At 55.7% G+C, this 23,674-nt stretch carries 26 protein-coding genes and 1 pseudogene; 11 read left to right on the forward strand and 16 right to left on the reverse strand.

Features of this window, described 5'->3' with window-relative positions; all coding sequences use genetic code 11:
* Positions 1 to 2: 2 nt before the first annotated feature.
* The 5 genes from nikC to VI340_RS18905 all read right to left on the reverse strand — a co-directional run bounded on the left by nikC (position 3) and on the right by VI340_RS18905 (position 6,499).
* Entirely contained in the window at positions 3 to 896 is an 894-nt protein-coding gene (nikC, locus tag VI340_RS18885; RefSeq protein WP_008308590.1) for a nickel transporter permease, read from the reverse strand.
* The gene (gene nikB / locus VI340_RS18890; RefSeq protein ID WP_336330953.1) at positions 893 to 1,843 is read right to left on the reverse strand and encodes a nickel ABC transporter permease; all 951 of its coding nucleotides are present in this window, start codon (positions 1,841 to 1,843) and stop codon (positions 893 to 895) included. The genes nikC and nikB overlap by 4 nt, the downstream gene beginning before the upstream one ends.
* Positions 1,840 to 3,372, reverse strand: a complete 1,533-nt coding sequence (locus tag VI340_RS18895; protein ID WP_049942850.1) for an ABC transporter substrate-binding protein — start codon at positions 3,370 to 3,372, stop codon at positions 1,840 to 1,842. The genes nikB and VI340_RS18895 overlap by 4 nt, the downstream gene beginning before the upstream one ends.
* A 165-nt stretch (positions 3,373 to 3,537) precedes the next feature.
* Entirely contained in the window at positions 3,538 to 5,064 is a 1,527-nt protein-coding gene (locus VI340_RS18900) for an ABC transporter substrate-binding protein (protein WP_336358949.1), read from the reverse strand.
* 238 nt (positions 5,065 to 5,302) lie between these two features.
* Positions 5,303 to 6,499 (reverse strand): ABC transporter substrate-binding protein, encoded by a 1,197-nt coding sequence (locus VI340_RS18905; protein WP_049942851.1) that lies wholly within the window; start codon positions 6,497 to 6,499, stop codon positions 5,303 to 5,305.
* An 833-nt stretch (positions 6,500 to 7,332) separates the two neighbouring features.
* Here VI340_RS18905 and VI340_RS18910 point away from each other — a divergent pair.
* From VI340_RS18910 to VI340_RS18930, 5 genes and pseudogenes are all read left to right on the forward strand, one after another.
* Positions 7,333 to 8,019, forward strand: a complete 687-nt coding sequence (locus VI340_RS18910; RefSeq protein WP_336358950.1) for a hypothetical protein — start codon at positions 7,333 to 7,335, stop codon at positions 8,017 to 8,019.
* 57 nt (positions 8,020 to 8,076) lie between these two features.
* Positions 8,077 to 8,974, forward strand: a pseudogene (locus VI340_RS18915) (transcription initiation factor IIB).
* Positions 8,975 to 9,202: 228 nt separating this feature from the next.
* Positions 9,203 to 9,436: a hypothetical protein gene (locus tag VI340_RS18920; protein ID WP_336358951.1), complete on the forward strand. Its 234-nt coding sequence runs from the start codon at positions 9,203 to 9,205 to the stop codon at positions 9,434 to 9,436.
* Between the two features lie 85 nt (positions 9,437 to 9,521).
* Positions 9,522 to 9,818: a ribbon-helix-helix domain-containing protein gene (locus tag VI340_RS18925; RefSeq protein WP_336358952.1), complete on the forward strand. Its 297-nt coding sequence runs from the start codon at positions 9,522 to 9,524 to the stop codon at positions 9,816 to 9,818.
* Positions 9,808 to 10,095, forward strand: a complete 288-nt coding sequence (locus VI340_RS18930; protein WP_004966184.1) for a type II toxin-antitoxin system RelE family toxin — start codon at positions 9,808 to 9,810, stop codon at positions 10,093 to 10,095. The genes VI340_RS18925 and VI340_RS18930 overlap by 11 nt, the downstream gene beginning before the upstream one ends.
* Before the next feature lie 646 nt (positions 10,096 to 10,741).
* On the opposite strand, the gene VI340_RS18935 is transcribed toward VI340_RS18930, so the two are convergent.
* Positions 10,742 to 11,062 carry a hypothetical protein gene (locus tag VI340_RS18935; protein ID WP_336358953.1) on the reverse strand — a complete coding sequence of 107 codons (321 nt, stop codon included), beginning with the start codon at positions 11,060 to 11,062 and terminating at the stop codon, positions 10,742 to 10,744.
* A 106-nt stretch (positions 11,063 to 11,168) separates the two neighbouring features.
* Between VI340_RS18935 and VI340_RS19920 the strand changes: the two genes are divergently transcribed.
* The 6 genes from VI340_RS19920 to VI340_RS18965 all read left to right on the forward strand — a co-directional run bounded on the left by VI340_RS19920 (position 11,169) and on the right by VI340_RS18965 (position 13,893).
* Positions 11,169 to 11,609 (forward strand): hypothetical protein, encoded by a 441-nt coding sequence (locus VI340_RS19920; RefSeq protein ID WP_442905130.1) that lies wholly within the window; start codon positions 11,169 to 11,171, stop codon positions 11,607 to 11,609.
* 131 nt (positions 11,610 to 11,740) lie between these two features.
* Positions 11,741 to 12,022, forward strand: a complete 282-nt coding sequence (locus tag VI340_RS18945) for a ribbon-helix-helix domain-containing protein (protein WP_050007921.1) — start codon at positions 11,741 to 11,743, stop codon at positions 12,020 to 12,022.
* A complete protein-coding gene (locus VI340_RS18950; RefSeq protein WP_050007922.1) occupies positions 12,015 to 12,299 on the forward strand; it encodes a type II toxin-antitoxin system RelE family toxin in 285 nt (94 codons plus the stop codon). The genes VI340_RS18945 and VI340_RS18950 overlap by 8 nt, the downstream gene beginning before the upstream one ends.
* Positions 12,300 to 12,414: 115 nt before the next feature.
* The gene (locus VI340_RS18955) at positions 12,415 to 13,239 is read left to right on the forward strand and encodes an N-6 DNA methylase (RefSeq protein WP_336358955.1); all 825 of its coding nucleotides are present in this window, start codon (positions 12,415 to 12,417) and stop codon (positions 13,237 to 13,239) included.
* A 63-nt stretch (positions 13,240 to 13,302) separates the two neighbouring features.
* Positions 13,303 to 13,566, forward strand: a complete 264-nt coding sequence (locus VI340_RS18960; protein ID WP_191449810.1) for a DUF7389 domain-containing protein — start codon at positions 13,303 to 13,305, stop codon at positions 13,564 to 13,566.
* 174 nt (positions 13,567 to 13,740) lie between these two features.
* Positions 13,741 to 13,893: a DUF7837 family putative zinc-binding protein gene (locus VI340_RS18965; RefSeq protein WP_004516568.1), complete on the forward strand. Its 153-nt coding sequence runs from the start codon at positions 13,741 to 13,743 to the stop codon at positions 13,891 to 13,893.
* 878 nt (positions 13,894 to 14,771) lie between these two features.
* Here VI340_RS18965 and VI340_RS18970 read toward each other — a convergent pair.
* The 10 genes from VI340_RS18970 to VI340_RS19015 all read right to left on the reverse strand — a co-directional run bounded on the left by VI340_RS18970 (position 14,772) and on the right by VI340_RS19015 (position 23,637).
* A complete protein-coding gene (locus VI340_RS18970; protein WP_197427633.1) occupies positions 14,772 to 15,944 on the reverse strand; it encodes a hypothetical protein in 1,173 nt (390 codons plus the stop codon).
* Positions 15,945 to 15,951: 7 nt separating this feature from the next.
* The gene (locus tag VI340_RS18975; RefSeq protein ID WP_336358956.1) at positions 15,952 to 16,818 is read right to left on the reverse strand and encodes a hypothetical protein; all 867 of its coding nucleotides are present in this window, start codon (positions 16,816 to 16,818) and stop codon (positions 15,952 to 15,954) included.
* 355 nt (positions 16,819 to 17,173) lie between these two features.
* Positions 17,174 to 17,653 (reverse strand): hypothetical protein, encoded by a 480-nt coding sequence (locus tag VI340_RS18980; RefSeq protein WP_151104224.1) that lies wholly within the window; start codon positions 17,651 to 17,653, stop codon positions 17,174 to 17,176.
* Entirely contained in the window at positions 17,650 to 18,336 is a 687-nt protein-coding gene (locus VI340_RS18985) for a hypothetical protein (RefSeq protein ID WP_336358957.1), read from the reverse strand. Before VI340_RS18985 ends, VI340_RS18980 begins: the two co-directional genes overlap by 4 nt.
* A gap of 516 nt (positions 18,337 to 18,852) precedes the next feature.
* Positions 18,853 to 19,497 carry a hypothetical protein gene (locus VI340_RS18990; protein ID WP_336358958.1) on the reverse strand — a complete coding sequence of 215 codons (645 nt, stop codon included), beginning with the start codon at positions 19,495 to 19,497 and terminating at the stop codon, positions 18,853 to 18,855.
* A gap of 603 nt (positions 19,498 to 20,100) precedes the next feature.
* A complete protein-coding gene (locus VI340_RS18995) occupies positions 20,101 to 20,721 on the reverse strand; it encodes a DUF3396 domain-containing protein (protein WP_151104226.1) in 621 nt (206 codons plus the stop codon).
* 9 nt (positions 20,722 to 20,730) lie between these two features.
* Positions 20,731 to 21,825: a hypothetical protein gene (locus VI340_RS19000; protein ID WP_336358959.1), complete on the reverse strand. Its 1,095-nt coding sequence runs from the start codon at positions 21,823 to 21,825 to the stop codon at positions 20,731 to 20,733.
* A 274-nt stretch (positions 21,826 to 22,099) separates the two neighbouring features.
* Entirely contained in the window at positions 22,100 to 22,363 is a 264-nt protein-coding gene (locus VI340_RS19005; protein WP_014030796.1) for a hypothetical protein, read from the reverse strand.
* A gap of 96 nt (positions 22,364 to 22,459) precedes the next feature.
* Positions 22,460 to 22,771 carry a colicin immunity domain-containing protein gene (locus tag VI340_RS19010; RefSeq protein WP_161618943.1) on the reverse strand — a complete coding sequence of 104 codons (312 nt, stop codon included), beginning with the start codon at positions 22,769 to 22,771 and terminating at the stop codon, positions 22,460 to 22,462.
* A 2-nt stretch (positions 22,772 to 22,773) separates the two neighbouring features.
* Positions 22,774 to 23,637: a colicin D domain-containing protein gene (locus VI340_RS19015; RefSeq protein ID WP_336358960.1), complete on the reverse strand. Its 864-nt coding sequence runs from the start codon at positions 23,635 to 23,637 to the stop codon at positions 22,774 to 22,776.
* Positions 23,638 to 23,674 lie beyond the last annotated feature (37 nt).

Genomic DNA, 23,674 nt, shown 5'->3' on the forward strand with positions numbered 1-23,674 from the left:
TGCTACAGTTCCTCCATCTGGGCTGTCTGCGTAGGTGAAAGCATATCTCGAAGGCTGTCTCCGAGAAGATTGAAGCCGAGCACGGTGAGCATGATACAAAGGCCCGGAGCGTTGACAAGCCACCACGCCTGTCTGAGATAGCTGCGTCCGGATGCAAGCATTGTCCCCCATTCAGGTGTAGGTGGCTGTGCGCCCAGCCCAAGGAATGAAAGTCCCGCTGTGCCGAGAATGACGCTGCCGATGTCAAGCGTTGCCAGAACGACAACTGGTGCAACGACGTTCGGGAGTAAGTGGCGGGTTGCGATGTGCGTTCGTGACCGGCCGAGCAATCGTGCGGCGCTTACAAACTCACGCTCTCGAAGCGAGAGTACGTTACTCCGAACTAACCGTGCGTACGATGCCCAACCAACGACCGACAGTGCAAGCATCACGTTCACCAGACTCGGCCCCAGAATCCCGGCGATGACAAGTGCGAGGACGATTCCAGGGAACGCAAGCAGTGTATCGACAAGTCGCATCAGCGTCTCATCAATCCAGCCACCGGCGTAGCCGGCGAGGAGGCCGACTGCCGTCCCCATAATAAGTCGTACAGTGGTTACAGCGACGGCGATACCGAGCGAGAATCGCGCACCATGAAGGAGTCTTGTCAGTACGTCTCTACCCAGCTGGTCGGTCCCGAACGGATGAGACAGTGACGGAGATTCAAGCCTGTTCGAAAGGTCCTGTTCGACTGGATCGTAGGGCGAAACAACTGGTCCAAGTGCCGCAAGGACGAGCAACGTGAGCACAACTCCGATTCCGAATTGTCCGAGGCGGTCCGTTGCGAGTCCGTCAGTTCCCCTCGGTTGCTTGGTGGCTTCCTGCTGCTTTCTTCTGTCGGCTGTTCGGTCGCTCATGTGTGCTCACCTCCGAGGTCGATTCGTGGGTCAAGTCGGCTATACGTCAGGTCGACTGCAAAGTTCACCAAGACAAAGATGACGCCGATTAGCAGTGTTACGCCCTGTACGACCGGGTAGTCACGAGCAAAGATTGCATCAACGAGTAACGTCCCCAAGCCCGGCCGTTGAAACACTACTTCGATAACAACTGCGCCGTTAAGGACGTAACTCAACTGCAAACCTATAATCGTCACGACGGGCACAAGCGCGTTCCGGAGCGCGTGTTTATAGACGAGAATCCGTTCGCGCAACCCTTTCGATCTGGCGGCCTGGATGTACGCGTCATCCAGAACATCAAGCATCGCTGTTCGAACCAGTCGCGCGATAACCGCAGCCATTCCAGAGCCAAGCGTCAGTGAGGGGAGAACCAGATATTTCGGTCCAGCCGCGCCGGCCACCGGAAGGAGGTTGAGACGGAGCGCACAGACGATAATAAGCAGATACCCAAGCCAGAAGTTCGGCATTGAGACTCCAATTAGCGAGCCGATCTGTGCGGCGTAGTCAATCCGGCTCCCCGGATTACTCGCGCTGGCAATTCCGGCCGGGAGAGCTATTACAAGCGCGACGAGCATCGATGCAACAGCGAGTGCGATTGTATTCGGCAACCGTTGGACAATCATATCAGAGACAGACCGGTCGCTGTAGTACGATTGACCGAGGTCGCCTTGCAGTGCGTTCCCCATCCAGCGGGCATACTGGACTATGAATGGGTCGTCAAGCCCATTTTCAGCTCGAAACTGATCGACTGCATCCTGAGATGGTGCCTGTCCACCCATCTGTTGGGTCAGAATCGTTCGCGCCGGATCCCCCGGTGTGACGAAGACCAGCCCGTACGTGAGCAGCGACACGCCCAGCAGAACGATTGCCATCGTCAGCAGTCGTTTGCAGAGTCCCGCCCCAGTCATCGCCGCTGTGTGACCTCCTCCAGATGATAACAGGATTCGATGGGATGGGGCTGGTATCCCTCGACGTCGGCACGAGTCCCGATGACGTTTGCGTAGTAGGTGAGCCAGCCGAGAGGGAGGTCACGTTGCATACGCCGCTGGACCGCTGCGTATCGCTCGAACCGCTCGTCACGGTCGGCTGTCCGCCTAGCTGCTTCGAGGTGCCGATCGACCGCTTCGCTCTCGTAGCCACTGAACATCGTCGCCGTCTCCGAATGAACGAGGTCAGACAGTCGGTCCGGGTCAGGATACCATAACACTGAACTCGACCACAGAACGGTATCGAACTCCCCGTTTGTTGCTTGCTCTTTGATTGTCGAGGACTCCATGACTGAAATATCGACATCGAAGCCAACCGCCTGAAGCTGTGTCTGTATCACTTCGGCAATCGTGGGCAGCAGTGGACGGGTATTGTACGTCCAGATCGACACCGAGAGTGTGTCACCGTCACGGGTACGGGTGTCCCCATCCGGTTCCCATCCCGCTTCAGTGAGGAGCCTCCGTGCCTTATCAGGCGAGTATTCATACGGTTCGAGCTCTGCGGCCCACTCCGTTACATCCGCTGGGAACGGACCGATCGCTTTCGACCCCAGCCCATTCAGCAACGAATCAACGATGTGGTCCCGGTCGATAGCATACATTACCGCGCGACGGACTTTTCTGTCCGCAAACGGTGCAGAGTCGAGGTCGAACACAAGGTATCGGGCTCGCGGAATCTTGTACGTGTGAGCAGTGAGATCGGGACTGGATGCAAGTGTATCCGCTGCCTTGTTCGGAAGAATACGTGCCATATCCAGTTCCCCGTTTTCGAGCTTTAGCCGCCGAGTCTGGTCGTCAGTGATGCCTTCGTAGATTAGTGTCTCGATGTGTGCGGTCGACCCGTGGTAGTCCGGGGTAGCGGTCGTTGTGATTGTCGAGCTTGGCTCCCAGTTTTCGAATTGAAACGGACCAGTACCGATCGGCTCAGTGATTGACCCATCGTTGGCGATTGCAGACGGTGAAACAGGGCAGGTAATCCCACGGGTACAGTGTGCTGGCAGTGGTGAGAACGGAACTGTAGTTTGAATTATAATCGTCCGGTCAGCAGCGGCTTCGACTGATTCGACCGGGACTGCAGCCATCGAACTTGATTCGAATGCTCGTGTGAGCGACGGGAGCACAGTTTCTGCGGTCACCTCAGTCCCGTCGTGGAATGTGACTCCTTCACGGAGTGTGAACTCCCACGTCCTGTCGTTGACCATGTGCCAGTCAGTGGCCAAGCCCGGTGACACAGTCGCGTCGTAATCGACGGTAAGCAGTGGCTCAAGCACATTGAGGCGTCGCCAGAGCCAGCCGTTTGCCACGGGATCTATCGCATCCGGCGTCCACGGTGAGCCAACCCTGAACGTGTCATCGTCTACGCTTTCGCCGCTTTGTAGCCAATACCCACTGAGGCCTGAAATACCGGCTGCAGCTGCAAACAATGTCTGTCGTCGCGTGAATTTATACATACGATATCACACACTGTATCCATCTCATTCGATTTCTCGTCGATACCATCTGGCCTATTACCGCAGAATCACTGGCTGGTGGCGGTTGGCATATCGGCCCCAGATGGCGAATCCAGCCAGTACCAGACCGGGAACGCAGGAACCCTACGCTCACGCCATCCCTGTTCATTGTTCTCGCGTGAGTCCGGACCATTCGATCATGTTGTCTACCGGGTGGCTGTCGATACCGGAGACATCCGCCCGCCGGCCGAAGACAGACTCATTGTAGTACAGTGGGATGACCGCTCCGGTATCGACCACGCGCCGCTGGACTTCACCGTAGTAGTCCCGTTTTGCCTCCAGATTTTCTGCCCGGTATCCCTGCTCGATGAGGCGGTCGACTTCTGGGCCAGGATTGTAGATGCCGGTGCCGTCTTGTTTGTAGCGTTTCCGATTGTCACTGCCTTCGGAGTGGAACATTGCCCGAATAAGATAGTCACAGGCAGCGCTCTTCGATCCGAAACCGACGAGCGTCAGGTTCGCTTCGCCCGCGGTGAACCTATCGTTGAACGATGCCGGATCGATCTGTCGAATCTCGCTTGTGACGCCTATCTCTTTGAACCAACCGGAAAGCGTCTGTGCGATCGTTCTATCGTCGGCATTTTTGCTATTGATCAGAACCGATAGCGTTTCGCCGTCGTATCTGGACGCCTCAACGAGGTCCCGTGCCCGATCTAGGTCTGGCCCGTAGGTCGGGAGTTCATCGTGAATTGACCATGGAATAGTAGACGAAATCGGTCCATGTGCTGGCTTGCCAATATCGTTGAGAACATTCTCGACGATCTGGCTCTGGTCGACAGCCCAGTTGAGTGCCTTTCGAAGTTGCTCGTCATCGGTCGGCGACCGATACAGATTGACTGCGACGAGCCCAGCCTCAGGTGTGAGATACGTGTTTATCCCCATCTCCGAAGCCTCGACAAGCGCCGTAGCCCGGCTTTTCGGGATTTGTTGTGCGATATCGACTGAACCTTTTTCAAGAGACAGCACGCGCGTGTTGGGATCCTTGATCCACTCAAAAGTGAGTTCTGTGGGAGTAGCTGTCCCGTCTCGATAGTCAGCAAACGGCGTAAGCGTGATTGACTGTCCTGCCGTGACTTCATCGACCTCAAACGGGCCTGTCCCAGTCGGCGTCTCGTTTTCATCAGGGTGTTGAATGCCGAAATACTGGTGTGAGATTGTGCCAGGAAACGCGGGGAAGGGGTCCGTTGTCTCGAACCGAACAGTGGTGTCATCTACTGCCGTGACGCCGTCAGACGTGACACCAATCCAGCCCGGGACCCACGACCACTGCTCAAAAACACGGTCAAAGGAGCGGACAACCGCGTCGGCTGTCAGCGGGTCTCCGTTGTGGAATGTGACATTATTGCGTAAGGAAAACTCCCACGTCGTCTCGTCGACGGCCTCCCATTCTGTGGCAAGCAGCGGCGCGGTTTCCATCTCCGCTGTGGTGTCAACGAGCGGTTCAAACACATGCGTATAATACGGTGTGATACCGTTGTAGACATCCCACTTTTGCCGTGTTGGATCTCGCGCCAACGCAACAGTAAATGAATCCTCAGAATCGGCCTTTGAGGAACTACAGCCTGCAATCAGGCCAGCAGCTCCAGCCACAGCACCGCCCAGCAGTTCCCGTCTCGAACAGTGTTTAGGCATTAGCACTCACCTCACTGCCGACAGAAGAATATGACCTCACGGAGCTGCTTGCCGGAAGGTATTGTATAAATCTCGACATCATGTGAGATACGGTAGGGACGCTAATAAAACAATTATGGTTTAGTTAACTAAAACAAAGTTTCACAAGAAACGCTCCTGTCCCGAAATACTCCATAGTATGCAACTTCAGGAGATCTTTTGCAGTTTCTGGGGGAACTAACTACAACCGATCGCCGATTCACACTCTTCCATTGATGATATCAGCAACCCGCTGTCGGTCGAATAACTGGTGCTCGGTGGGAACGTCGCCGACAGACCCAGGCCACTCGCCAAACTCATCCGGGTACAACTGCATCGCAACTGCCTCCGCCGAAAATAGGTCAATGATCGGTCCCATATTCGTCCCAGCCGACCGAACGAAGTTCTCGTTTTGGACTGCAGTCAACTCACTCAACGTTTCGTGATTCTTGGCTGCCTGAAGGGTTTGCTGGAAGGACTCGTTATTTTCCGTCGTCAGATTATCGATGAGTGCAATGTATTCCGGGTCGACATCGAGGAGTTTCTCGTAACCGATCTCTTTGTATCGGACGTAGGTGTCCCCTTTGAACGCACTGTTGACGCCCAGTTTACGAAAGGTTCTGGTGTCGTTTCGGAATGCATCGATCTCTGCCGCCCGCAGGCTTTTGCCTTCAATATCGAAATCGATGATAAATGCGCCGACAGTCGGTTTGTCATCAGGCAGACGAGACTGTATCTCGGCAAACACCTCGTCTTTGAGATCGACCCATGCATCGTACCGTTCTTGCCGCTGGAAGATTTTTGCTGCTTTCTCGACAGCTTCGTACAGTGTGTAGTACGGATGGCGTTCGTATGGGAAGCGGATCATCGATCCCAGTATCGGACCGACATTGTGCTCTATCTCTTCAAGATCGTCATCGTTCCACCCCGAGTACCGCTTGAGAATCCGCGGGTCCATCAGGTGTACGTCAGCATCAACCTCGTAGAACACTTCCTTGTCGAATTCCGAATCATTGGAATCCAAAAGAGTCTCTACGGAACCCAGATCGACAGCAACGTCAGGAAGTGCTTTGTAGTATTTCAGCTGCTCTTCCTCAAGAGACATCATTGCAGATGGCTTGATACCCAATGCCATCGCAATATCCATCCAAGCTCCGGGAAAACTTGCATAGGTTTCGGGCACTGAGTCAAACGTATGGGTCCCGGCTGGTTTGACTGTCACTTCGTACGGTGTTGGATCGTCAGCTTCTGTCATTGACTCTTCACCAGATGGGGACGTAGGAGTGGTGTCATCCGACGACGAGTCGTCGGTGGTACCGAGACAACCGGCAACTATCCCGCCGCCAACGATACTACAGCCAGCTTTCAGAATTTCCCTCCGACGTTGACAGCAGTCCAAGATATCTTTATTCTGCATACTTTAGGCTGGCCTAAAAACTACTTATATATTATGATTTGCGGACAGTCCCGCTGGAATCAAGCCAACCAGTTGATTATGTGTAATAAATGAATCTAAATATCATGGTGAATGCTCCCTTGGCGACGGCATTTATAATCACGCTTTCAAGTTTTCAGCCGCCACTTATCGGCTTAACCTCAATTGTTTCGAGGGAATCGGCTTTCGCGGTTTCATTCACGCGCCGAAGTCGATCTGCGGTCCCCTCGGCGTGGGCTGTGAGGTTTGGGAACTGCGCTTCGCTGGATACTGGGTGCTGTTCTCCGGTCTGCTTGCCGTTGGTAGTCTTCGGTGCCATGGGTACTGTCGGGACGCTCTCACTGGACCGCCCCGCACCCGACTGGGGGCCAAAAAATGGGTCTTGGTCTATGATATCAGCCACTGAATATAGTTTCTTCACCTGTGGAGACGAGTGAAACAGCTGCAAGGTAGACCTGCGAATTTAGCACGTCACCCACTGGCTATTTACTCTTCTAACCCAACCTTCCGAACACGATGTATCCCGCCTTACAAATTGGTCTTGAGGGGTCGGGAAGTCCCACCGATTTCCTTCTAGCGGTGGTGATTTTGTTCGGTGCATTCGTCGTTGTCTTCCTGATTGGCAGGCTATTTGATAGCGTTTTTTGACGCTGCGAATATTGGCATTTCGCAAACAGCTAGCTGGTCGCTGTCTCCCCTGTACTGACCACTCCTGTCCGAGAAGAGAATTACGCTTGCACAGACTCTAGTCCCCGAATTTTCTGCGCCCCAGCGGGGTGAGGGGCGTCCCAGAGAGGGCGTGCCGCCTGTCATTCATGGCTACCACAGAATCCCGTAGCGACGCCGGCAGCATCGATGAGAGCGAACTGGAGGAGGCTGACCCGAACAACCGGACCGTTCGGGCGCTGACCGAAGTCATGACCGTGTTAGACTCGATTGGTCGGGCACGAAACGCTGCCGACCTCTTCTTGGTCAACTCCGGGTCTGGCTCAGAGTACCTTGTCGACACTCGAACAGGGAGTTGTGAGTGCAAGTGGAAGCAGTACAACCCCGACAAGGAGTGCAAGCACCAGAAACGAGTCGCCTTCGCGACCGGCAAGAGACCGATCCCGCAGTGGGTTGACGACGACGCTCTGGACGACCAGTTCGGGTTGCACGTCGACGGCGAACCCCGCAAGGCAGTCGCTGACGGCGGAGTCATGCAAGTTCGGTTCGACGACGGCGGTGTCACAGACCCCAACGAGGACCCCTTGGCCGTCACCTCCGAGGACGAACCACGCACGAAGCGAGCGAAGCAGGAAGATATCGACGTTTCCTTCCTCGCAAAGCCCGGTCGCTACGAGGTTCATTCGGCGTCGGATAGCCGGTACGAGGTGGATGTGCTTGAGGAGACGTGCAGCTGTCCCGATATCGCCGAGCGATGCAAGCACCGTCGCCGGGTCGAGATCGAGATTGAAGCCAAGCGAGTCCCTCGCCCGGATGGAAAACTGCCAGACGCCTAACCGGGGGCCGCAGTGTGTTTTCTGCCCCTCCGGTCAGGTGAGAGGATGTCTCGAAATATGTCTTCACAAACTGTCCAGACAGCGTTGTCTGCAGCTACGCCGGGTTGTCCCGATGTGGCGGCACGCTCGATACCAGCGGGCGAGAAACGAACTGCGAGGACTGTGGCCTCGTGACCGAGCAAGACCAGATCGACCGCAGGCCAGCGTGGCGGACGTACGACAAGGAGGAACAGAAGCGGACGGGCGCACCCCGGACTGCCACTCGGCATGACCAAGGCCTGTCGACGAACATCGGCTCGGTTGAGAGTGCAGACATCTCTCCGAGACGGCGTCGACGGCTTGCTCGCCAGCGGCGGCTCCATGGCCGGTCGAAGTTCACGAGTAAGCGCGACCGGAATCTCGCTCACGGGCTTGGCGAAATCCGACGCATTGCGAGTGCGCTGTCTGAGAGCAACGCGGTGAAAGAGCAGGCAGCCACGCTCTTCCGGGAGGCACAGGAAAAAGACTCCTGATCGGACGGTCGATTGAGGGCGGTGCAGCGGCCGCTGTGTACGCTGCCTGCCGATGCAATGGCCTCGTGACGATGGAGACGGTAGCCGATGTCGCACGGTGTTCAGACTCACATATATGGAACTGCTACCGGACGTTCTTGGTGGAACTTGACCTTCCGATCCCAGTATCGCTCCCGGTGGACTGGGTGGCGCGGATTTGTTCGGACCTTCCATTCGACGTTGCCCCGGACATTCGCCAGCGGGCGCTCGAACTCGCAGAGCAGGCGACCGAGTCAACAGCGGTTAACGGGCGACCAGACGGTGTCGCAGCCGGCGCTCTGTACCTCGCCGGGAAAGAGTCAGATATCCGGCTCACGCAGGCGACGATCTGCGAGCCGCTGGATGTGCATATTACGACGGCCCGGCAGTGGTTCCAGGAGATCGAGGAGTATATCGTTGCGTGACCGCTCGCGACCGTTGTTTTGCGTACCCCGGCGAGGGTGCAGGGCGAGCCAGCAAGCACGTCCTGAGAGAGACATATGTCAGTTACTGATACTCCCGAATCGGCAGCACAGCACGACTCGTCAAGTGTTTTTGTGTCGGTACCAGCGCTACGGTCGCCAACGAAGGTCGCATCGTTTGTCGAACGAGTCCTCGTCGAACTTCGCCACGAAGCCGTGGCTGCTCGGTATGTGACTGATCTAGACCGGGCCGGAGCGACGACAATATGGTGCCGGGTCGAGCACACGCCGCTGGACGTCGACGCAGAGTACGTCCAGATTCGAGACGACCCCCGGCTAGGGGTTGGCGTCGAGCCGTGTTCGCAGGCGACGGTTCGAGAACGATTGTGCCAGTGTCTTGACCACGACCGGACTGGGCGCGTCGACGTTCGACCGCTGGCCGGTGTCTCGATGGGCGACGACTGATGAGGCGATACCACTACTCGACAGAGCAGCCGTAGGTCTCAGAATAGGTGAAGAATTATACTACACGAGCGTATAGCATTTGTATATGTCTGATGCAGACAGCGATACCGGAAACGGCGGTCCAGAGATGGTACAAATAAACCTCCGATTGAGCAAATCGTTTCTTGAAGACATCGATGCAACGTGGCAGGAGGAGGGATTCAATTCGCGGAGTGAGTTCCTTCGCCATATCGCTCGGGATGCAGTGAAGCACCCCGCATTTAGTCGGAGTGGGTGGAAACAGATTGCCGCGAGCGAGCACGATCTTCGGGCGGGTAATGCTGAACTGGTTTCGCGTGAGGAAGTCCGTGCAATGATGGATCAAGACGGTAATGACGAGTGACGCTGAGTGGACGTGGAAGTTCACTGAGCGTGCGACTGAGCAGTTTGGTGATCTCGATACGCACGTTCAGGATCGAATCGTTTCGAAACTAGACGAAGTTGTCGACTCAACATGGCGCGAGCCCAAGGACTTCCTAGAACCACTGACTGGCGGGCCGTTCTGGAAACTCCGAGTTGGAACGTACCGTCTTGCATGTGTGCTTGCACATGATGCCTCAGTGCTTGAAATTCACAGGATCGAACACCGGAGCGGTGCTTACACGGCTGACGACGACTGACTGTCGCTTGTTCGTTCTGGAAGGTCGAGATCACCGAGGGCAGCGTGCTGGCGGAGAACACAGAGATGTGGTCGGACATAGCGATCCCAATGCGTGGGATTCCACGGAGTACTGAATGACCGCACTGTTACGACCGTTAGTCTCGGTGAATGGCCTGAGTGGCATGTGGGCCATCGACTGTCGTGATAGCTCACACAGCACGGCCCGTACAAAGCATTCGAACTGTTTCATGAAAACCAAACAAGAACCTCAGCAGTTCGGAAGGTCGCCACACTTGGCCGAACAAATGGATGATAATAAAGTTAGAGACTTCAAGAAGGTCATATCGGGAGTCGAGAATGTCTAAATACCCCGGTATGTGACGAACGCAGATATAATTCCTACTGTCAGAGATAGAACCAAACCAAATATACTCTTGATGAACATGTCCAATATGAGGGTAGCGGCAACCGTAACAAACGCCCATACCACAAGCGCCAACTTGATACGTAGATATTCGCCTCCTAGCTTATCGAAACTGTTGGTCATGTTCATGTCATTTTCTCTAGGTATTAAAGCATAACTCATCATGCACTAATTTTGCCTCAGTCTCAATTCCACTGAAACGACTGAACCACCTGATTTCCCACACATCAGATGCCTATCTTCATCTCCTAATACAGAGATGTGGGCAGACGGTCGTCGCCTGGAAGACTTCGCAACTGCACCACCCGGCGTGGATCCCGTTGGGATGCTCGACCAGCGAGCAGTTCACAGGACAGTCGCCGTCGACGGAGACGAGAAACAGGTCCGGGCGGCCGCTCTTTGTTACGTCGACACTGGCATCGAGAGCGGCGTTCCACGTTGCTGACCGGTCGTCACGAATCCGCTGGAAGTCGAGATCGCGCGTGCCACTGGGCTGGCGGGATATCCACTGGTTTGGTGGCGAACACTCGCTAGTCGTAGTGGGGGACTCGGCTGTTTTCATGATGAGTCCGCGTACTAACACATATACCCTCAAACAGCAAAAAAGTTGCTATAGAGGCGATACAGAGCGGATTTTGTGTTTCTCTAGTGGCTGAGAGAATCCAACAATGAGTAGTAAATACCAACGTGGGAATACGGGTCCGAAAAAGTTGAAGTGGCGATGGAAAGATGCAACTGACAATCGGTCGCTGCCCCAATCGTGGGCCGACAACGGTCGCACAGAATCTCCCGCGGAAGATGAGGTGCAACTGTACGCAATCCAGTGCCGGGCTGGGCTCTTACTTGAGTGGCTGGTGAATACACGAACAGGAAAGCTACTCAGAGGGCCACTGAGTGAGAAGCCGGGGATTCGTGTTCTGTACGTCACTGCTGACGGTGAGCATGCGGTCATGAAACAGTTGGAGGCCCGCGAAATTGATGACAGTTGGAAGCCGCCCAAGCAGTTCGCCAGCATCATCGCGAAGCACCCGGAGGAAGCTGATCCAGTTCCAGACTCCAGCCAGAACTACTACCGGCGCTCGGTCGAAGACCTGTACGACTCGTCGTAGCTGTTGTGAATACGGGCTCTTCATCCGTGAAAGCAATTGAAACGACCGCTCAGTATGCGTGTAGACGTATCGATGTGTTCAGTATGAACCCGGCAAAATCATTAATAGTACTACCAACGTATTACAGACGTATGTCTGAAGCAACCACAGGAGGAGACGAGGAGGATAAAATCGTCACAGTGAATTTCAAAGCCACAGAGTCATTCCTCGACGAAATCGACAAGACGTGGCAAGGACGCGGTTTCAACAGCCGGAGCGAGTTTATTCGTTACACACTCCGAGATGCTGTCGAGTTCCCGACGTTCGACCGCGACGAACTTATCGCACTCCTCGCTGCTGAGGAAGAAAGTCGTGAAGGAAAAACGATGGACGCCGAAGAAGCGCGTGAGAGGTTCGGAACAAGCGATGAGTGATGACGAGTGGACGTGGGAACTCTCTTCCACGGCACAGGATGATCTTAATTCGCTCTCACCAGAGGTACAGGACCGAATCCTCGATAAACTCACTGAGATCGTCACCTCGCCGTGGCGCGACCCGCCAGAGTACGGCGAACCACTTCAGAACAGCCCACACAAGAAAATTCGAATCGGACAGTTCCGCCTCTCCGTGACGTTTCGGCAAGAAGAACAGTTGCTTGTTGTCGCCCGGATCAAACGCCGTGGTGGCGCATATACGGCTGACGACGACTGAACAGGCTCTATATTCACTCGGTCCCTATCCTGACCCGATCACTTGGCAAGTAGAACTCTCAGGGTGACGCTCTCCAGCAGGCCAGATTTTGTGACTCTCTGGTGGCTGAGAGAGTATGGCTTCGCCACAGATCGACGTCGACGAGATTGTTGCAACGCTTGAGCAAATTCGCCAGCGGGGACACAGCGCGCACACGGTCTTCCGAGACTGGGTCAACCTCATGCTGTTCGCACTGCAGGACCGAGACGATCCATATCTGGAGATTGTCGACGACTATCGCGAGCGCGGTGACATGGCCCATCCAGACGGACAGCGCTCGGTCGACCTCTTCGCCAAGGCGTTCGGCCAGCTCCAAGAACGGATGGCGGCTACCGACGCCGACGTTCTGGGTGCTGTCTACGAGGAATACGGGATGTCCAGCGATGCGTTCGGCCAGCACTTCACGCCCCACTCTGTTTGCGAGACGATAGCCGAGATCGCCGGCGTCGGAGACGAGAGCGATACCGAGGACCGACAGACGGTCCTTGACCCGGCCTGTGGGAGCGGTCGGACGCTATTGGTCGCCGGTCGAAAGCAGCCAGACGCGCTGTTTGTCGGGCAAGACAAGGCCCCACTGTGTGCCCGAATGACGGCGCTGAACTGCTGTTTCCTGAATCTGGACGCCTACGTTATTCAGGGCGACTCGCTGACTGTCGAGTTCCAGCGAGCGTGGCAGACCTTGTACTCTTCGCTGGGTGGGAGCGTTCGCGAACTCGACGACGAGGAGGTCGAGGAGCTTCACGAGTGGGTGACCGATGCCTTCGAGAACACGGTCGAAGGAGACAACCAGCCCAGTCCAGCGCAGGGGACAGACACGGGCGCGGAAGAGCGAACACCACGCGTCGGGATGTCTGTTCCGAGTGAGCAGGCCAGTCTGGGTGCGTTCGAGGGCAGCGATTGACGGCTGTTTTGTGTGCCCCAGTCAGGTGCGGGGCGGTCCAGTGAGAGCGTCCCGAGAAGACCCATGTCAAGTGAACCAGATGTAGAGCCAGAGACGGCTCCAGACTCAGTTGAAAAGGTCGAACGAACGGACTTTGGGTGCAGTATGGAAGCACGGTTGGATCGAGGCACTGACACTCGCGATCAAGACAGAGTGACGATCAAATCGAAGGGTGAGACTGCTGCGGAGACGATTGCGGAGTTCTACAAGCTCCTAGAAGAGTACGACCAGGAGATCAGTGGTCGGCTTCGAGATATCCAGCCAAGAGAAGACGCGGCAGGCGAGTAAGACGACGAGTAGGACTCCCTATTATACTGCCCAGCGGTTGGGTGGGTGTGACCGTGAGGGCGGAACACACGGTTCTGTTAATTAGCGCGAGGCAGTGGCTAAACGCTTATATCCGAGGGTAGGCAATTTTTGCGTGGACAGAACACTGTCACACGCTCCTTCCATCCCCTTTCCATGCCTGATGACACGCAGAGTCTCGGTCGCTGTCCAAACTGTGACGAGCGTATCACAACTCCGTGGCTGCTGGTTGAATACGAGAAAGACGATGGCACGGAGGGTATCTGGGCCGAGTGTCCAATGTGTGAAGATGTCGTTGCGCCGGAGTAACGCAACATTCTCTCCGCGCATTCCACTGAGTGTACGGGCTGACAGTACGGTGTTTTAGCCATCCGCATTGAGAGTTTCAGACAACGCTCTCATACCGGGTTTTCGCGTCTTCGACTTGATCAGTACAGGGGAAGTACCTACTGTTCGTCTAAGAGAAAGCTCTCCCAACAGCTCAATGATCCTTACTCGGCTTGGTTATTTGGGTCAAGTATGTAATAAACCACAGCTATTGTGACAGACATCGACACCGCCTCAAAAGGGACCCAATCACCCAGTAACAGGGTGAATACAAGGACAGCAATGCCGGTTAGACTACCTGTCAGAACTGCGTATCTTCCGCGCGACAGAGTCCGTATCCGCGCATCTATACGCCGATAGAGATGTTTCACAGTACCAGTACAATATCAATATTCCTCTATAAGTCTGGTCAATCCGCAGACATACTAAGCAGATAGCTTCTCGCAAAGGTCATGAAACACACCACCTCTCGAACTGATTTATACCCTCATAGTCCGAGTCAATTAGCTTACTCACCGCCGATGATATCGTTCGCCGTGAACTCAGGTAAATTCCGGTGAGACAGTTACCTCTATAGTAACAATTGAAACGGTTTACACACTGATCGCACTGCCGTCGTGCGATCAGGTGTGCATTGATTTTCAATGGCTACTATAGTCTACAGTCGCCCCCCTCATTGCCGCTGTAAGAGGATAGGTAAAGCAGCCACAGAGTGTTTGTATCAAAGCGATAACCCCGCGCTGTCACTGACTCAGGAAAGGCATCATCGCTGGAGAGTCCATATCGCATTCTAAGTCTGCAGGATTACACTACGTCGAACCCTCGCTAAGGACACTGTCACTCGCGGCCTTCGTCACTACTTACAGCAGCTTCGCTTCGATGTACTGGTCGATATTCTCGGTGTCATCGAGTTCGTTCAGCGTATCCAGCGCTCCTTCCATCGAGTCGAGGTCCTCGGCCGTGAAATCGTCCTGCTGGGCGACGCGGCCGAGACTAAGCAAGAGTTCGAACTTACTCACGGTGGTGTCGAGATTCATGACCCTCGTGACGACGTTTTCATCGTCCGCGTCATCGAGTCGCACGAACGACGGCGGAATCCGTTCGTCGAGCAGCGCACTCACCATCGGGTCGCGCTCGGTCGCGTCGGCCGGAATATCCGCGAGCATCGCTTTGATGAACGCCATATCGTCACCGGGATCCTCGTCAACGATATTTCGGACAAACCTGTCCGAGTCGAACCGCCGAAGATCACGGTTCTCGTCGATTCGAACGCGGACAAGTTCGATATCTTCGTTCGGGAACGACCGGGAAATGTCCTCGCGGTGAACACACACATCGGCGCCGGTAGCACCTACCTCAAGCGAAGCGAACGGGTCAGAGAGCCCTCGCCGCTCTGTCTCCGGCGTGTCCGCATTGTCGTTGAACGTTGCACTCTTGATGAACTCGGCGTCCGTCGGTGGCTGCCAGCCACCCCAGGGTTCCTCGGATTCGACGACGACAGTCTTCCCACTGGAGAGTTCCGCCGTGTACCACGGCGGCGAGTCGTACAGTGCATCGAGACCGCCGAACTGGGTCAGGACATCGTCCGAATACACGCCCAGTATCGGCGGGGACTCGACAGCCTCACCGATTGGACGGTCGCGAGGAATGACAGCCATAGCACGCCCCTCCGAATCGAAGACCGGTGTGTACGCGGCATCGAGTCCCGTCGCAAGTCGGCAGACGAGTTCGAATATCCCACTCATAGCCTGCCGATAGGTATCGGCATCGTCCCACCTGTACGGATAGATCATCTCACCGAGACCGAGATGGACTGCCGGTTCGTCCATCCCGTACTCCCCGTCCGTATTCACGTGGACACGGATGTTCCAGTGGCCATACGGCATCTTGAACGTCACGTGTCCGTCAGACTGCTTCTCGTTCAGTTCTGCGTCATCGAACCCTGCCCGTTCAAACGCGGCGCGAGTTTCGGCGACGAACTGTGTGGTCGGGTCGGGGTCGTACACCCCGACGGTCACTACTCCATCTGACATGTTAATTTTAAAGCTCACTATAGGTGGTAAACTCTACGGTCACGTCGGAACTGGAGCTATGACTCTGGACATCGTTCCGTATCTCTGATAGCAGACCCATGTCATCAAGTCGGTCCCGATACTCGTCAGTGGTCACGACGACGAGCGTATCTTCGTCATCTGCCACCTGTGTTTTGAGTTTGTCTGTCAGTTTCGGAACCTCTCTGTTCTCGATAAGCCAGTCACTTTTCCCCGCGGCGCTGAGATGTTTAGATTCGATAGCCGGCGACTCCAGGTTTCTTCCGTTGACTGTCAGCTCACCATCTACCTTCACGTCAATTTCGGTGTTACTGTTGGGGCCGCCGCTGACACCGCGGCTCGTCTTCTGCATGTGGAGCTTACTCGCTTCGATACCATTGTCTTCGTCACGGATTTTCTTCACGATGTCGGTTTCACCGGCAATCTCCTTGAACGACTTCGTGTTTCCTTGCGCGTGCTCCAGCATGTCCTGAACCCCTTCCACGTTATCGTTCGCGAGTGAATCGACTCGCTCCTGAGCGGCCCCAGGGCCTTGGCGCCCCGGACCGACGTCCACCTCGTCGGCTGCATCGTAGGATTGGAGGACGTCCTTCGCTTGGGAGTCGCTCAGCCCATCAGCCTCGTCAGTGTACTCGTAGACCGCTCGTATTGTCCCGTGGCACGGGCTATTGCAGACATCGGTCGACATCAGGTCCGGCCCGTCAGTGCCGGTCCGCTCGATGGCATCGTCGGCGAATCGCTTCCCGTCGGCATCTAAACTGTCGTAGCGGGTGAGTGCCGTCGTGAGTTCATCGCTGTCGACCTCGCCGCTCTCGTAGGCCTCAGTAAAGCGCCGCTGGGTAGCGGCGTCGTCCATCTCAGGAGTGCGTCGGCGGCGTCCTGATCGCTTTCCGCCAGATCGTTGAGCGCGCGACGCCCACTGGGCCCGGTGTTCTCGAAGAGGTCGGTCGCTTCGCTGGCGGGATTATAATTCCCGTCGACGGCCTCGAAGTGGTGTGCGTGGTCGAGCTATCGAGTTCGTCGAACTGGTTTGAGACGCGTTGTCGGCGCGCACCGGGCATCTCGTCGAGTTTCTCCGCAACTCGGCCGGACGGACGTTGGTGTCGGGGAGTCCGCGCTCGGTTTTCCCGGCCCGACGGGACTCAGAATAATATCTTTTCAGACGGGTATCCTTGAGAAGACAGAATCATATTTTCGTCTGTTGTCGACGGTCAGTTTCGGCCAATAATATCGATTCGGCCGCTCTCGATCTGAACTATCGACCCGATATTGATATTCCCGTCGACTACCGACTCTTTGAGCTCTTCTTGCCCTGAAACAAGTATTGTTCCGATTCCGACATCCAGCAGGATCGTAGAATCATCTGCCCTGCTATCAAGCTCGTTGCTATCTGCACAGACTACCTCACCTCGCAGGGTGCCGTGCCACTGTGACCGGTCGTCGTCCGCTTCATTATCTTGGAAGATTCCCTTCTCAGTCGTTTCCGAGACCAATGCACCGGTACTCCGCTGCGCGAGTAGCATTACGTCAATGACTTTTCCACAATCCTCCTCTGTGACGTGGGCTTTCCCTTCGAAACAGTCGATGGCAGTCTGACCAGTATCAATCCTCACAGTTCGCTCGTACACTGATCCACCGTAGGCCGACTCCACATCGACCGCAACTACCTCTCCACTTAGCGATGTTTTCATGTATATTCTCCAGGTCGGGCGGTGACAATATATCCGTTGTCTCCCACAACGACGGTGACATCGTCGCCACTACTGAGAGTATACTCAAAGGCAGCTCCGCCCCCCTCGGAGTCGGGGATACGCTGCGAATCTCCCTTTCTAATCGTATTCATCACGATTTCTTCGACATCGTCCGGGTTGTCTACACCAGAGAAGTCATAGAACTCATCTGAATTTGCGTGACGGTCCAAGATGTGCTCGAAGCCGCTTGCGCTATCACCCTCTTCCAGCCAAATAGTATCACTTTCAACGCCGGCAACATCCCCATCAGCTTCGGCAGCCCGGCGGGCGCTACTCAGATCACCACCGCTTTCAGTGACATCTAACAGCGTGTCTGGTTCCGCCTCAACGGAACTGTCCTCAATGAGTTCGCCGAAGTTTTCTACATCATTACTGTCGATAGATCCGTCCCCGTACTTGTCAGCAACACGCTGACGCATACCTCTCGCACCAGCGCCATCACTATCGAGTATCGGTCTTAGCGTCGACTCATCAGTTTCATCGATAAGTCCCACACCATCAGCACCGGAGTCATCGATCAGGTCCGTAGCTGCGTCTTGCCCATTGCGGTCGATCCCTCTAATCGAGTCCCGGACCACATCGACATCAACATCGTCCAGTTCGTCCCCGTCGATGCCAGCCATCGCATCCTCGAAGTCGTCTTGGACATCATCAGGGAGACAACCCCCGGTACTCTGTGCAAGAGTCGATGGTGGTGCTTCGACCGAGTGATACCGGTCAGTGCGAAGCGACCCCGCACGACCGAGCGACGGCGCACCTCTGGCCCCACACGGCGAGACAACAGCATCGAACGTATCCGAGTCCGTGCGCCCGGCGAAGTCGGCCGCGTCGTCGCCGTTGCGCGCCAGTAGGTCGTCGAACTCCGCCTTTCCATCCGCATCTAAACTGTCGTAGCGGGTGAGTGCCGTCGTGAGTTCGTCGCTATCAACCGAATCGCTCTCGTAGGCCTCAGTAAAGCGCCGTTAGGTGGTGGCGTCTATCTGGAGGAGTACACCAAGCGGCATCGGGGCCGCTATCGGTCAGGTCGTGGGGCGGTCGCCGGCCGCTTAGGCTGGCGTTGGTGAGACATCGGTGTAAGGAAAGAAATTAGGCTAGGTCGGTCATGCGGACGTAAATTAGGGAAACGAAAATCTGCCCGTTCAGAGGAAGTTCTCGCGGACGTACTGGGTCGCGGCGTCAGCAACGAGTTGCGCTGCGGTGTCCATCGCACCCTCCATCGAATCGAGGTTCTCCTGAGTGAAGTCGTCGTGCTGGGCAACGCGGCCGAGCGTGATCAGCAACTCAACCTTGCTGATGTTCAGGTCGAGGCTCATCACCTTCGTGACGAGGTTCTCGTCGTCAGGGTTGTCGAGGCGGATAAACGCCGGCGGAACCGCCGCGTGTAGGAGTGCGGAGACCCTCGTCGGCCGGGATATCGCTGAGCATCCGCCCAACCAGGTCGGCGTCGTCCCCAGGATCGGCGTCCACGACATTACGGACGAATGCCCACGTATTGATCCGCCGGAGGTCGCGTTCCTCGTCAACTTGACGCGGATCAGGCGCAAGTCCTCGTTGGGGAACGAGCAGGCAATGTCGTCGCGGTGGAGACAGACGTCGGCGCCGTATTCGCCTACGTCAAGGGCCGCAAACGGGTTCGCGAAGTCGAGGTTGTCAACCGCTTCCTGTTCGAGGTTTTTTCGCGTCGAGAAGATACGCGTCGGGCGATCCTGTTGGTTCCACTGTGAGATCGTATGGATGATCTCGAAGCACGAGCATGATTTGCCCGGTGTCGTGTGACGCGCCATGCTGGCGTCCGACGCACGCGGTCGGGCCCGCCGAACTGTTCGGCGACCGACTCGGAGACAACTGTTGTCCACGAGAGTCCCTCGGTATGGGCCGGAATCGGGCGACCATCCGGCACGACGCCCTCGTAGCCGCTGTGTCCGTCGGTTATAGTACTCCAGACGTACTCTGGATTGACAAGGGGAACGAGTGCGCCGGTCAGATCCACGAGTTCCTCGATTCTGGCGCGATACACAGTGTCTTCGTGTAGATTCCCATCTATCTCGGTCGTCTGAAAACTAAGACTCGCACGCCCTCACTGGGCTTTGATTCGTTCTTTGGGGTGGTGAATCCAACGCGAAGTATCATCCCGGCCTCGGTCCAGAAGGCTCGCTGCCCGCTCTCCGCCTGGTTGAGAGTCTCCAACACGTTCTCCGTGGTGTCGTTCGTCCGTGACTCGGTGCCAACTTTGTATCTCGCGACCTAGTCTGTCTGACCGTCGTGCGTGGTCGTCAGACCCTGTTCGAGACATTGTTCGTGGAGTGCTCGGAATCGGGCGTCTCGTCGGTCACGAACCCGATGTAGTATGGTACATCCATGTCTCCAGACTCGTCTGCAGGGCCCACTCAGTCAAGGAGGTGGTCCTCGGAAGCGGATGCGGGCTCAAACTCCGGATCCGTCGGATTGTCTGTGGCGATAACGACTATATGGCCGTTTTCTGGCGTTTCGACGCGCCACGCCGGCGTCTCCAGAACGTGATCGCGGCCGCCCAACTCTTCGACGAGTTCTTCGGAGAACACAGTCAGCCACGACATCCGCGAGATGTCGTCGACGATCGGCCGTTCCATCGGACGGAGTCCGCGGTCAGGGTCAGGGCCGACGGCGAGCATCGACCAGGCGTACGCTGGGTCAGCCAGTTTGACGATGTCAAGTAGCAATCTGACGATTGCGTCGACTCGTTGCTGAACCTTCGACCGTCTGTGCTGGTCGGGATTGACGTTCACATTCGTCTGGAGTGGCATCGTCCAGAACGAAACGATGACTCTGGGATCGTTCCAGGCCCACGTTTCACCCCAGTTGAGGTGGATTGTGACGGTGGTAATTTCGTCATATTCGAGCGTGATTTGGTCTGCAGTTGCCTCCGCTACACTGAAGCCGTGGTCCGGTGCACGGTCACAGACTTGATCGGTGAACCCTGACGGGAGGCTGTCTACCAGATAGCATACGTTGAAAGGATCGTCTGACATGAGTGGATCTCAAACCTCGTCTACATTGTCGATGTGTTTTAGCTGCACGTTCGTATCAGGGTAGGCAGTTTCGATGTTGTTCTTGACGTTCTTGAGGACATCAGCGTTCGAAGGGTCGCCTCTGGCGGCGATGACGAGCTCGTCCCGTTCTTCGGCGAACTTCTCCATTTTCTTGGTCAATTCACTCTCTCGACTCGATCTGGCATATTCTGGAACCTCGTTGTAGTTTTTGTTCTTGACTTCTATCGCGGTTCCGTCACTGAGATCAACGTCGATGTCAGTCTCGCCTTTTGATGTGTCAATATCTGTTTCGAGTTTGTCGATCTTTCGACCATCGTCAAGCAAATTAGTCGCAGCATCTACTTCCCCATCCAGCCCTTTCGTATTCGTATCACTGCCGGTTCCTGATTTGATCGCGCTTTTCAGTCCCTCTACATCCGACTCTGCAATCTGGTCGATGTCCTTCTGTACGTCGGCGACGTCACGCGTGGCGATGTCGGACTTACGGTAACTATCGTAGGATGTCAGGAGGTCGTCGACCTCGCTGTCGGTGAGGACACTGTGTTTCCGACTGCCGAGGTCTGTTGCACCGTTTGTGACTCTGACGCCGTCGGCGCCGAGGTCGTTGACCATGTCGACCGCCGCCCGTTGGCCGTCACCGTCCAGTGCTTCGACCGCGTCGACGACGTCACTGAAGTCGTCCTCAACGTCGACGTCGTGATCGTTACTCGCTTTCGCGAGTCCGGCCCGGAAATCATCCTTCGCGTCAGCTGAGAGACAACTCCTACTCGCGAGTGCCGCCGAGGTGCGGGACGGTGCCGTCACCGAATAGTAGGCATCGTCAGTAAGGGAGCTGACACTACCAAGACTTGCTTGCCCGGGGCCACACCCGAGGGACATGATGTCGTCGAAGGTGTCACTGTCCGTCCGCGCCGCGAGTTTGGCTGCGTCGTCGCCGTTGCGCGCCAGTAGGTCGTCGAACTCCGCCTTTCCATCCGCATCTAAACTGTCGTAGCGGGTGAGTGCCGTCGTGAGTTCGTCACTGTCGACCTCGCCGCTATCGTAAGCCCGAACGAACCGGCGTTGGGTCGCAGCGTCGTCCATCTGCAGGAGCGCGTCGGCGGCGTCCTGATCGCTTTCCGCCAGATCGTTGAGCGCGCGACGCCCACTGGGTCCGGTGTGCTCGAAGAGATCAGTGACCCCGCTCGCGTGCCTCCCCGGTCGTGGTTATGATAGTGAGTCCAGGACCGACGGCGCCATCGCCACCCCTTCAGCGGGCACACGAAATACAGACTTTCCGACGATCTACGCTACTCAAGTGGTTTGACAGAATTAAGACTGCACATTGGCGAGTGCTGCTCCACCCGTCCTTCGTCGATCACGCGTCGCCGGACCGATTGTACCGCACGTCGTCAATCGCGTTCTCGAGTTTGTCTTCATAACCCGGTGCAAATATATCGGGGTGGGATGCTTCTAGTATACACTCGACATCAGCGCGCACACTCAACACAGCCGCTTCGAACGGTTCCAGATTCTCCCTATCTTCTGGCTTATCCATTCGCTCTAACCACTCCAGCATAACCATCGCTTCGTTCCGAGTCAGTTCGAGGGTAATCGAGTTGTCATCGCTCGTTTCGTCCATATGTATCTCTGTCAGTCGGTGGCCTCATGTGAGTATCGTTACCGTCGAAGTAGTTCTTCATTGACCAATCGAACTGGTCGTTATTCGTTCCGCCAATTATTCGTTGGAACCACTTTCTTCCATTTCGTTCAGCATCTCCTCCAGTCTCCTTCGGGCATAGGCTGCTTCTTTGAAAAATTGGCGCTCCCCAATATCATGTTTCCCTCGTAGCTCTGGGTCATCGCAGTAAACATCACATGCAAAGAATAACTGTTCGAGTACTTCGTATGGCTCGTCTGGAGCAACATCTTGGTAATCCTCCTTGAACTCAGTCAGATACGTATGCATGAATTCTGATGCTTCTATTTCTCCATCTGTGTAGGAGCGTATAAGATCTAAATACTTGTTGGCTCTCTGAACAGCTTTCATGCTCATCCCCCTCCAATGACTCCCGTGTTTCGCATATTCGTCCTTTGTCCCTGAGTCAATTTGAATCCAGTGAGGAACTCTCCGTCGTCAATGATGATATTATTTCCAGTGTTTGGATTGTAGAGGTGCGTGACGCTTTGGTCGCCTTCTAATCGAGTGTATCGACCTTCGATTCGTTCCGTATTTGGATTAACCGTATGCTCAGCGATTGCCTCTCTGAACGCTTCCTGATTTTCTGGGTTGTTGTTACCGGTCACGCCGAAGTCATCAGCATGTTTGTATTTGCGCTCAATTTGGCCGTCTGGGAGGTCTATCTCCCCGACTTGATCCATCCTCCGCAACGTGTCCGTCCCGACAGAATCTGACTCCTCGTATTGTCTGATGAGCGCTCGTGAGAAGCGATCGTCTCTGTTGATGACATCAGTGACATCACGACCCTCGTCGGTGGCGAGCTGTTTCGTGTCTCCGAGGAGGTCGGCTGCCCGGTCATCGCTTATTTCGCCTCGCTGGACGCCTCCCAGTAGATTGTTTCGGAAGGTGGTGGCGTCATTGGAACTGACTGAATCAGTTTGTTTGAGTCCATGCCAGGCCTCAGTGAAACTATCACAGGGACTGTTACAGACCTGCTCATCGAGGAGTGAGACGCCATCGTCACCGCCACGCATCACCATCGCATCGGCGGTTCGTTTTTCGTTCGCGTCCAACTCGTCGTACCGTCGCAGCGCCGTCGTGAGTTCATCGCTGTCGACCTCGCCGCTCTCGTAGGCTCGAACGAACCGGCGTTGGGTCGCAGCGTCGTCCATCTGCAGGAGCGCGTCGGCGGCGTCCTGATCGCTTTCCGCCAGATCGTTGAGCGCGACGCCCACTGGGTCCGGTGTTCTCGAAGAGGTCGGTAGCCTTCAG

Origin of the sequence: Haloarcula sp. CGMCC 1.6347 (assembly GCF_037078395.1) — an archaeon.
GTDB classification, from domain to species: Archaea; Halobacteriota; Halobacteria; order Halobacteriales; family Haloarculaceae; genus Haloarcula; species Haloarcula amylolytica.